Here is an 11,133-nt window from a genome sequence, read left to right as displayed (position 1 = left end):
GGATCGGCGTCGGCAATCCAATCGAATTCGTGCCGATGATCACCGGTCAATTCGAGGGTCCCGGCGGTGGTGGGAGCGGACTCGAACGCCTCCGACCGCAGCGATTCGGCTTTGGCGTGTTGGCCGTTGGCGGCCAGCTTGAGCGCCTCGATCATCAAGGCCAGCCAGCGATCGGGTTCGCCAAAAATCATCGGCGAGGTCTCGCCGGCGAAGACGCGGGCCCGAATGGTTTCGCACTTGATGGCTTCGCGATAGGCTTGCACCATCGCCAGATTCCCGGCGTCCAGATCGCCGGCGATTTCGAGTTGGCTCAGCGCGCTGTCCCACTTGCCGAGCACCGTCAGCATTTGGAACAGAAACACCCGATACTTTTCATTGGCCGGATCTTGCTGGACGACCTTTTTGAGTTCCGCAAAGGCTTCATCCAATTTTCCATCACGGAGGTATTCTTCGGCGAGCATTTGCAGCGATCCGATAAGAGAGACGCCAACGTCAATCGGTCCAATGACGACAGCGATCGAGTGAATGGGGAACAGCACCGAGGGTCTCGGCGCTAGCAATGTCAGAAGCCCTGCTCCCGATGCGCGATGGGAGACCGCACATCGGCAAAGGACATCATGGCCGGACGACCGACCCAGCGGACGAGCGTGTCACCGACAGGCTCGTCCCCTCAGATCAATCGATCGCAATCGCAAGATCACGATGCGGCGTTTTCGGCGATGTTCCAGGTGAACACTTTTGCAGAGTCTGCCGTTCCGTCAGCCTTTTGAGCTTTGTACTCGACCTTCACTTCACGGAAGTTGAGCGACACGTTTTCGGTCAATCGGTCTTCTCCACCCGACCCACCAGTGCTGACCGAGGTCACCAGAACATCCTTCATCTGAATGACCAGGTATTCCAGCGGGTTCTTACCGGCCTTTCGGACGGTCAACTTGGCGTTGGTGAAGTGATCACCATTTGCACAGTACACCATCAGAATCGGCGAGGAGGAGTCGATCCATTTGGTGACACTGATGTCTTGGAAGTTCGCCTTTCCGGAACCGCCACCGCCACCGGCGTGGAAAGAGCCGGATTGCGACATCCCCCAACTCCAGGCGAGAACATCAATCTCGTCCTTGTGAGTTTTGTCTTGAGATTCTCCTTGAATCTCTCCCTTGATGTCCAGAAACATGTCTACAGCCATCGTGATTTCCTTTTGCAGTCAAGTGCCAGTCAGTGAATAAAACGTCGCGAAGGTTACCGCTTCGCGACGTGCGAAAGTCTACACGCCACGGAGCTATCGATCAGCCACCCTTGGCCGAAGGAAGTTTCGAGACGAGACGCAGAGATACCGAGAGTCCCTCCAATTGATAGTGCGGACGCAAGAAGAATTTGGAGGTGTAGTATCCAGGATTCCCTTCGACCTCTTCAATCACCACTTCGGCGGCGGCCAGTGGCTTGCGTGCCTTGGTGTCTTCGCTGGAAGTCCCAGGGTTACCGTCGACATATTGGTTGATCCAATCTTGCAACCATCGCTGCATGTCCTTGCGTTCTTTAAAGCTGCCGATCTTGTCACGCACGATGCACTTCAAGTAGTGCGCGAACCGGCAGGTGGCGAACAGGTAAGGCAGCCGTGCACCCAGGTTGGCGTTGGCGGTCGCATCGGGATCATCGTACTCGGCCGGCTGGTGCAACGACTGGGCGCCGATGAAGGCGGCAAAGTCGGAGTTCTTTTTGTGGATCAATGGCATGAAGCCATTTTTGGCGAGTTCCGCTTCACGACGATCACTGATGGCGATTTCGGTCGGACACTTCATGTCGACGCCACCGTCATCGGTCGGGAACGTGTGACAGGGCAAGCCTTCGACGGCACCGCCGGATTCGATCCCACGAATTCGCGAGCACCAACCGTACATCTTGAACGAACGGGTGATGTTGGTCGCCATGGCGTAAGCGGCGTTGGACCAGCAATAGTTTTCGCTGTTCGCCGCATCGGTGTCCTCTTCGAACGCAAATTCGTCGACGGGATCCGATGCCGCACCGTAGGGCAATCGCGACAGGAAGCGTGGCATTGCCAACCCGATGTACTTGGAATCATCCGACTCCCGTAGCGAACGCCAGGCGGCGTACTCGGGGGTCTGGAAGATCTTGGTCAAGTCGCGCGGATTGGTCAGCTCTTGCCAACTGTCCATCTGCAACACTGCCGGTGCGACACCGGCGATGAAGGGCGAGTGACAGGCGGCGGAGATTTGAGCCATTTCGCCGAGCAATTCGACGTCCGGCGGGCTGTGGTCGAAGTGGTAGTCACCGACGAGGCAGCCGTAGGGCTCGCCGCCGAATTGACCATATTCCTCTTCGTACATCTTCTTGAAGATCGGACTTTGGTCCCAGGCGGTGCCTTTGAACTTCTTGACCGTTTTGTGCAGCTCTTTCTTCGAGATGTTCATCACTCGAATCTTGAGCATCTCGTCGGTCTCGGTGTTGTTGACCAAGTGATGCAATCCGCGCCACGCACCTTCCAGCTTTTGGAAGTCCGCGTTGTGGAGGATCAGATTGATTTGTTCGCTGAGTTTGGAGTCGATCTGGGCGATGATCGCTTCGACCGATGCCAGCACGTCATCGGAGATGAGTGCGGTTTGCGAGAGCGCGTGTTCGGCCAGCGTTTTGACGGCGGTTTCGACCGCCTCTTTGGCTTGGTCGGACTTGGGGCGGAATTCCTTCTGCAACAGCGAAGAGAACTCACTCGCTTCGAGGGTTGCGCCCTCGGCCTGTCCTGCGGATGCGGCTTCGTCAGTACTCATTATGGATTACTCCTCGTTTGCGGGTGTTTCTGCGTCGCCGTCCGCTTTCGGAGCGGCGGAAAGGGATTGCAGCAGTGCGGGGTCTTTCAGGGCTTTGGCGAGCAAGGCTTCGGCGCCGTCTTTGCCGTCCATGTAGGTCAGCAGATTGGAGAGTTGCTCACGGGCTTGCAGCAGCTTGCTGAGCGAATCGACTTTGCGGGCGATTGCCGCGGGCGAAAAATCATCCATGCTCTCGAACGTCAAGTCGACGGCCATGTTGCCTTCGCCGGTCAACGTATTGGGCACCTGGAACGCGACGCGAGGCTTCATGGATTTCATTCGTTCATCGAAGTTATCCACGTCGATCTCAAGCGCCTTTCGGTCCGCGACCGGCGCGAGCGGTTCTTCCGGCTTGCCCGACAGGTCAGCCAGCACGCCCATCACGAAGGGAAGCTGAACCTTCTTTTCGGCACCGTAGACTTCCACGTCGTATTCGATCTGCACACGAGGAGCTCGATTCCTCGCGATAAATTTCTGAGCGCTAGCTTTAGCCATCTGTTACTCCTGCGTAAAAATTCGGGCGGTCACGTGCCGCCGCTATTGAAATTGTGGGGTCACCAACTTGATGAATCGTCTTGGGTCGCTTCGCCTGAATCGCTGACCGGCTCGCTGCTGGAATGTGAAAGATCCGATTTGCTTCCGCCGAGCGCTTCGGCCTGCGAGACGGCATCGGGGGCCAAATCACGCAGAATGTCCAGAAAACTTTTCGATGCGAGACGTTGGGCGCGTCGAATCAGCAGGGGAAGCGGGCTGGACGGTTCGTTTTCTTCATAGAAATCGCAAACATCATCCAACGCTTTGATCGCATCTTTTCGGGACGCGATCTTGCCGTTGACGCGATACCCCGGTGCCGCGACCGACGCGGAATCCGCGACTTGCTCGCCTGAGCCAGGCGTTTCAGCACTGTCATCCCAGCCCCATTTGCTCTCGCTTTCGGTTTCGGATTCGGGTTCGCTGGCAAAGACACCGCGTCGCTCGAGTTGCGAAACGACAAACTTGTCCATCTCCTCAAGCAGCATGCGCGGCGGAGCGAGGCTGACGGCAAAATTGACACCGACCTGCTGGGTGACAAACTTTTCGATCGCATCGAGGTGTTCGGCCGCAAGACGCAGTGCTTCTTCGGTCGCCTGAATTGATTCCACGCTCACATCACTGAACGCCGCGTCGATCACGCCGAGCGTGGGACCGCTGGAACCGGATTCTTCGTCGGTGCTGGGATTCTCGGCAGCCTCGCGGGCATGCTCGACGTCGCGGAGCGAAAAACGTCCGACCGTGCGCGATGCGACCAATGGGGCGTCGCGCAAATCTTTCATGATCCCCTGTTCGTCACAGAACGTGATCAATGTGTTCGTGCGGTAGGTCGGATCGTCATTGTCTTCGCGGTCCAACTCGGGATGCACGGTCTCCCAAAACGTTTCGAGATAGCTGCGTAGCAGATGCAATGCGTGAGAGAAACCGATCACGCCGTCTTGGTTGAGCGTCGCACGCGCCAACATGGCGACGACTCGCATGTCCTTGGTGCGGGACAACAGGGCTTCGGCCCGTTTCTTGACGTCCTTCCAGTCCGGCGGCTCGGCCGCGACGACGGTATCGCCGTACTGTTGTTCGGCCGTGCTCTGCGCCGCTCGCTCCATCTCGCCGAACTCGGCATCGTATTCCAAGTCCGGACCACAGGGTTCGTCGTCGGAGATCGGCGCAAGTAGTGTTTCGAGATCCGTTAGATCCATCTGGCTTACAACTTCCCGGAGAGCGACTTGGATGAAGGTACGATGGCACCGAGGTCGGTGCGAAACGACGCCGCCACGCCGCTAGAGTGTCTCAAACGCTTGATACGTCGAGCGTCGGACTTGGGAACCGTAGGACATCGATAACGATGCGGTCGTTGACCAGAAAGATTGGCAGTCACGATTTACCCCATCTCGGTTGGATGGAAGGAAAACTCCGGTGATACCACTCAAGATACAATTCCTACAGTCGCCAATGTGTAACGTGGGGAAAAAAATCGTCTCAACACGATTCTATCGCGATGGCAGCGACAGCATGCGAAGCTCTAGTTTCGGCGAACAGGTGCCACCGGCTTGAGTCGCACCTGGACGATCGTCCCAAGGAGAATGCAATTTGTGAACGCAAAACGGCCCCAAGGGTACTTCGCCGTTTTGCAACCTGACCCCTATTCTGTGGCACTCCAGGTTGAAAAGTTGACGGAGCGTTAGAACGTCCAGCGCAGATCCAGTCGCAACACGCTGCGATACCAATGTCGCTCGGTCACGCTGACCCCGCCGTTGATCCCCAGTTCAAACAGTCGTCCGTTGTCACGAACGATCCGCAAACCGGGATAAAGATTAATGATATTTTCGCCGTCGATGCTTTGAGGATTGGGCAAGCCGACGGATTTCTGTCCCGTCAAAATGGACCAACCAACCAGCTCAAACGTGGGAAGAATTGCAAACGTGTCACTGTCATAGAGGACGTTTGCAAAACCCATGCCGTATCTTAATACCGGACCCGAAAACCCCGGTTCGCCGCCGATCGGAAACCATAATTTCAGTTCATTATGAATCAGCGTGCGATCGCTCCACTTATAACTTGCGACAAACCCCGGCTCCATCGAGACGTGTCCGTTGCCGAGCCCACGTTTGGCCGACCCCGTCGCCAGCTGGTTCCGCAAGACCTGCGTCAACTGCAGTGAATCGCCATCGAGGAGCACCGTTTTGGTCGTGATTGCCATATCCCCCATTCCACCTGTATTACTCAGAATGGTGGGATCGATGAACCGCAACGGCAGTTCAGTGGTGGCGGAGAACCTGCTGCCGCCGACTTCGAACGACAGCCGAATGTCCTGGTAGTCGACCGAGGGTTCGAACGTCAGTGGGTTGGTAAACTCAGGCCCCTTCTTGCCGATTCGCGACCAGAAGTATTCCACGCGGTCGGCGAATTCCCAGTCGCGCGCCGACTCAAACCGCAGACGAAAATTATTGGACGGTTGCGAGGCATCGATTTCGAACAGGGCGAACGGCAACCGCTCGACACCCACACCGACATCGCGTCCGGCTTGGCTGCGCATCGCCCTGGCGGTGCGTTCAAACAGTGCTGCCAAGGGTTTTCGCCGTCGATTGCGAAACGTTTCGAACCGATCACTGGCCGCGGAAGGGACCCAGACAGGATCGGGTTGGAAGTTTTCGGCGATCGGAACGCGGTCGCCTTCGACTGGCAGCGTCGACGGAATCAGTTCCGTCGCGATGGCGTTGGGCGTCGGCAGAATCTCAGCGGCGGGATCATCGGCCAGATGAACAGTCGGCTTCAAAATCGTGCCCGCGGCAGGGTCCCAACTGGGAACGGCTGGCTGAAACAAGATCCTGGGCCGCGCCGCATCGGGCGTGACGATCCGCTGTGAAACCGTTTCGCCTGCGGTACTTGGTGAGCGTTGAGGGGCATCGGCTGCCATTGGGCCGTGATCGGGCGGCGGCAGCGCCGAGTCCGATTGGGCCAGCACGACGGCGGGTTGGCCGTCGGTCGTCGGCAGGTTTTCCAGCGGATCGGACGAGGCAATCCGAACGTGCGGCGGTCGCGTCGTCGCCGAGGGATCGCGCGAAGACGATTGACCGAGCGCATGCGGCGTGCTGTTGAGCGTCGCCGGCATCGTGCCCACGGTGACGGGAACCGACAACCGCTCGGGCAGCAACAGCCCTACGATCGGCTGCGGCTCGTCGATGGTCCACGAAAACGGGGCGCCGGGATCGGTGGACGACCGCTGGGTTGAAGACGGTTCGGCGGACGACAGCGGCGTCGAGGTCTGACCGGCCGCGAGTGACGGGTTCTGGGCATCCGCGGAGTGGACTGCCCCCAGGGTGCAGCCGAGCAGCAGCCAGATCAGCAGTCGTAGCGGGACGTGCAGAGGATTCGTCACTGAAATGGTGAGTGTCTCTGGAGGAATCGTGGGTCTAAACCTCAGCCTGACCGGCGGGCGACGTGGTGCGAACCCGCTGCCAGGACGGTCGATGTTGGTTGGTCTCTGTCGATTTATCGGACGTTCGGAACTTTACGGTCATGAGAATTGGGTAAGATTTGTCGGTTATTACCGAACGGCCGCTTGATTTCCTGCCCGATTGGGCTGTGGGAACGGATGTTGGGCAACGAGGATGCCGATGACGGGCCGGTCGGGAACACGCAATCACGTCCGTGAAGGGAGGATCAGCAGTTTCACGGCAGAAACGTTGAACGCCGGGTCCGGTTTGCAGGTGTTGTTGGCGGAATGACGTTGCGACGACTGCTGTAGGAGATCCAACAGCGGATGGCGCATAATGGGCCGGAGTCTCACAAGATGGGTCGACTTGATGAATAACAGAGGCGTTACCGACGTATGAAGAATCCACGCGTGCACTGGTATCAAGGGCTGTTTGTGCGGCCCCACCATCTACAGGCAGCCGATCGACACTGGTTGGAGCTGTCGCACACGTCCGAAAGCTGGGATCATCCCTATGGTTATGGTCTGCACGCGTTTCAGTACAGCAAAGACGCCTTGGCCAGCGGCCATTTTCGCGTCGAAGAGCTTGACGCCCGCTTGCGTGACGGCACGTTGATCCGATTGGACAGCGGCCAGGAACTGGAGGTGGATTTGAAGGCGGCGTTCGACGCCCAATCGGCGACCGAGTCCGAGACGTCGTTGATGATTTACATCGGCGTCCCCAAGTTGAACCTGGGCGGCGAGAACGTCAGCGGAGATTCCACCAACGGATTCGCGCGTTTCACCCGCATTCAATCCAACGTTCCGGACGAGAACGGCCAGGACAGCGGCCAACCGATCGAATTTCGCCGGCTGAATTTGCGGCTGATCGTCGGCAGCGACACCGCCGGCTACGAAGTGCTGCCGATCGCGCGGGTCCGCAGCGCCAGCGAGCGCGAGGTCCAACCGGTGATCGATGAAAACTACATCCCGCCGATCCTGGCGACCCATTCCTGGCCCTACCTGCGGCGCCATTATGTGCAGGGGATCCGCGACGTGTTGAGCGGCAACATGGACACGCTCAGCGAACCGGTCCGGCAGTTGAGTGTCGGCCGCCACAGTCTGGAACCGGCCGATTCGGGTCGCGTGTCGATGCTGGACCGTTTGAACGAAGCGTACAGCACGTTGGACGTGATGGGCCCGGCCTTGGGCGTGCACCCGTTCGACGCCTACATGGAATTGGCCCGGATCTTGGGTCGGTTGTCGATCTTCGGCCCCGAGCGACGCGCCATCGAGGTGGAGCCGTACGATCACGACAACTTGGGATTCATCTTTGCCGACATCCGCGAAAAGATCCTGGGCATTTTGTACGCCACGCAGTTCGACGAATACCTGCGGGCCAACTTCGAGGGCTACGGATCGACGATGCAGGCTCGGTTGGGCCCGGAATGGTTCGACCCCGATTGGGAATGGTACCTGGGCGTCGAACGCGGTGGTGCGAGCGAGTCGAACTTGCGCGAATTGTTGGAGCGTTCCCCGGAATGGTATTGGGTGTTCGCCAGCGCCGATCAGGTCGAAGATTTCTTTCACGTCCGCCAGAACGGGCTGGGCCGCGAGATCGTCTCGACCACGATTCCGGATCTGCCCTCGCGACAGTACTGGACGTATTACAAGGTATCTCAAGACGAGTACGAATCGCCGGCCTGGCCTGAGATTCGGCGCACTCAGTCGGTTGCGATGCGGGTGCGGAACTATGACGAACTGACCGGTGCGCGACACTTGGATGTCGTGACCCCCGACGGCAATCGCGCCCGACTTCGATTCGCCCTTTTCGCCATCCGCACGTAAGTCATGACGCCAAGATTTGCCGACGCCGTCGATCCGATCCTGATTCACGCGTTTTCTTTGATGGAGCGGATCGATGGAGGCGTGGAGATCGCTCCGGCGGAAGAGAAACGGACGTTAGAGGGGCTGCTGCAACAGGCCGACAGTCGACTTTCCGGCTACACCGAAGACTGGGATCTGGCCAAGTACGCCTTGGTGACGTGGATCGATGAGATGCTGGTCGATGCCCACATTTGGTCGGGGCAAAACTGGTGGCGTGACAACGTGCTGGAATGGAGTTTGTTCAATACCCGGCGCTGCAATGATTTGTACTACGTCAATGCGACGACGGCGCTCAACGCCGGCTCCGATGACGCGTTGCAGCTGATTTATGTCTGCGTGATGCTGGGGTTCCGCGGTCTGTATCGAGACCCCAAATTGAATCGGATGCTGATCGACAAACATGGTTTGGCGGTCGATCTGCCGTCCTGGGCGGCCGAATATGGAAACGCCGTCGGCCAGGCGCGACAGCGTTGGAACGACGCGACTGCGGGACAGGAATGCGAACGGAACCTGGTCCCGGCGGTTCCGCACTGGACGCGCGCCCGGCTCGTTTGGCCTTGGCTGTTGGCAACCATTCTCGCCGGATTGCTCGCCCTTTCCTTCTTCCGAACCTGATGACAGACGTCACGGTAACCGCTAACGATAGTGACCATGTCCAACGAACCGCCGCCCGAAAAAAAGCTTCCGCTGCATCGTCGTTTTTTGCCCACGACGCTGGCCGGAAAATCGGCCGCCGTGACGGCATTGGCGCTCGTGATCCTGTTGATCACCGTTTGGATCTTCCGTCTGTTCGGTTCGCAAAGCGTCCGCTTGATTCACGCGGTCTCGATGACCCACATCGTGATCGAATTCGCGCTGGTGATTCTGATTCCGGTCGTGCTGTACTGGGGCATGCGGCGTTGGAACCAGGTGATCGAGGGTGAATTTCCCGATATCGACCGTGCCTGGGAGGCCGGGATTGCGGCGCTCGAGGCAAAGGGCGTCTCTCCATCGGACTATCCGATCTTCTTGATCCTGGGATCGTCCGACGACCAAGCCGAACAGGGTTTGATGGAAGCGTTGGAGACCAAGCTGTCGGTGCACGGCGTGCCGGAAGCGGCTGGCGTCAGCCACGCCTTGCAGTGGTACATGAGCACCGATGCGATCTACCTGTTTTGCCCCGGCGCCAGCTCACTGAGCGCGTTGATGGGGCGTTGGGCGCCGTCGTCGATGAACGTCGCATCGCGGCGGATCGCGCGCCGCAGTGACGGCGGGGCCGCCGCCTCGGCCGCGCCGAACGCCGCGCCGGATGCGTCACCCAGCCCGATCGGCATCCAGAAAATACAGCGTGCCGCACCCGGCAAACCTCCCGCACCGGCCGCCGCCAAATCGCAACCGCCGAAGCTGCAGAAGGAATCGGCGATGCGTCCGGCTCCGCAATCGACACCGCCTGATCGGCAGCCGGCACAACCGCAGACCTACCTGGGTACGATCGGCAACCAAGCGATGGACTCGTCACCGCTGGCCGGGGCGGGCCGAGAATCAGCGTCGCTGCCGCCGCGTGGATCCGCGTTCGACCTCCCGACGCCGCCCCGCCCTCAAACGCCTCAGCCTCAGTTGCCTCAACCGCACGTGCCCCAACCGCAAGTTCCGCGTCCCCCCGCACCCGCCGCGGCGATGGGTGACGCGCTGCGACCGGCACCGCGGTACGAAGGGACGATCTCGTTCGACCAATACCCGCCCAGCCAACCCAGCGCAGCCCCCACGCCGGCTGCCGCGTCCGCGACGGCTTCGCCATCGCCGGCGGTTGCCGCTGCACCTCGCGCAGCGGTTGCTGCCGAGACGCCGTCGCCGCCCCACGTCACCACGACGACCTCGTCTGGCGCTGGGGCTCCGTTGGCTATGCCGCGCAGCGGCGGCAACAAAAAGGTCGCCTTGCCGGCGTCGCTGGACACGTCCGACCAAATCCCTCGCTTGCGTTATGTCTGCAAATTGCTCAAGCGTGCTCGACGTCCGATGTGCGGCATCAATGGTGCCGTGACCCTGATCCCGTTTGAACTTTCTCGCGTCGGTCCGTTACAACTTTCGGCCATCGCCCAATCGGCCCGCAGCGACATCGAAACGATCCAACAGACGATGGGCGTGCGGTCGCCGGTCACCGCTGTGATCGTCGGTCTGGAACAAGACAAGGGATTCATCGAGCTGGTTCGTCGCTTGCAATCGGGATTGTTGTCGCGACGACTGGGTGGCCGTTTTGATCTCCGCAGCCGTCCCACGCCCGACGAATTGAACACGCACAGCGATCGCTTGTGCGACGCATTCGAAGACTGGGTGTACCGGCTGTTCAGCCGCGAAGACGGACTGGCCCAGCAACGTGGCAACCGCAAGCTGTACGCGCTGACGTGCAAGATTCGACACGAGTTAAAACCGCGACTGCGGATGGTGCTGGGACAAGCGTTCGGATGTGAATCGAGCGAGAAGAGTGCCGGCGGCGAGAAAGACGAT

At 59.4% G+C, this 11,133-nt stretch carries 9 protein-coding genes; 3 read left to right on the top strand and 6 right to left on the bottom strand.

All coding sequences use genetic code 11. The features are described from left to right. From ABX749_RS08395 to ABX749_RS08370, 6 genes are all read right to left on the bottom strand, one after another. The coding region (locus tag ABX749_RS08395; RefSeq protein ID WP_372895583.1) for a tetratricopeptide repeat protein at positions 1 to 539 on the bottom strand (539 nt) is incomplete at its 3' end. Positions 540 to 697: 158 nt separating this feature from the next. Further along, positions 698 to 1,183: an Hcp family type VI secretion system effector gene (locus ABX749_RS08390; RefSeq protein WP_372895582.1), complete on the bottom strand. Its 486-nt coding sequence runs from the start codon at positions 1,181 to 1,183 to the stop codon at positions 698 to 700. 100 nt (positions 1,184 to 1,283) lie between these two features. Then, positions 1,284 to 2,780 carry a type VI secretion system contractile sheath large subunit gene (gene tssC / locus ABX749_RS08385; protein ID WP_145211218.1) on the bottom strand — a complete coding sequence of 499 codons (1,497 nt, stop codon included), beginning with the start codon at positions 2,778 to 2,780 and terminating at the stop codon, positions 1,284 to 1,286. Positions 2,781 to 2,786: 6 nt separating this feature from the next. Beyond that, positions 2,787 to 3,314, bottom strand: coding sequence for a type VI secretion system contractile sheath small subunit (tssB, locus tag ABX749_RS08380; protein WP_145211221.1), 528 nt, complete (start codon positions 3,312 to 3,314; stop codon positions 2,787 to 2,789). Positions 3,315 to 3,373: 59 nt separating this feature from the next. After that, complete coding sequence (tssA, locus tag ABX749_RS08375; RefSeq protein ID WP_372895581.1) at positions 3,374 to 4,546, bottom strand: type VI secretion system protein TssA; 1,173 nt, start codon at positions 4,544 to 4,546, stop codon at positions 3,374 to 3,376. Positions 4,547 to 5,028: 482 nt separating this feature from the next. Then, positions 5,029 to 6,726: a hypothetical protein gene (locus ABX749_RS08370; RefSeq protein ID WP_372895580.1), complete on the bottom strand. Its 1,698-nt coding sequence runs from the start codon at positions 6,724 to 6,726 to the stop codon at positions 5,029 to 5,031. A gap of 453 nt (positions 6,727 to 7,179) precedes the next feature. On the opposite strand from ABX749_RS08370, the gene tssK reads away from it, so the two are divergent. The 3 genes from tssK to ABX749_RS08355 form a co-directional block, all read left to right on the top strand. Further along, positions 7,180 to 8,610: a type VI secretion system baseplate subunit TssK gene (gene tssK / locus ABX749_RS08365; RefSeq protein ID WP_145211230.1), complete on the top strand. Its 1,431-nt coding sequence runs from the start codon at positions 7,180 to 7,182 to the stop codon at positions 8,608 to 8,610. A 3-nt stretch (positions 8,611 to 8,613) separates the two neighbouring features. Then, positions 8,614 to 9,264, top strand: coding sequence for a DotU family type IV/VI secretion system protein (locus tag ABX749_RS08360; RefSeq protein WP_372895579.1), 651 nt, complete (start codon positions 8,614 to 8,616; stop codon positions 9,262 to 9,264). A gap of 36 nt (positions 9,265 to 9,300) precedes the next feature. After that, a partial coding sequence (locus ABX749_RS08355) for a type VI secretion protein IcmF/TssM N-terminal domain-containing protein (protein ID WP_372895578.1) occupies positions 9,301 to 11,133 on the top strand: 1,833 nt, incomplete at its 3' end.

The sequence above is a fragment of the Stieleria sp. genome (genome assembly GCF_041595215.1).
GTDB lineage: Bacteria > Planctomycetota > Planctomycetia > Pirellulales > Pirellulaceae > Stieleria > Stieleria magnilauensis.
The sequence above is the reverse complement of the archived record's forward strand: the minus strand, read 5'-3'. Positions and strand labels throughout refer to the sequence as shown.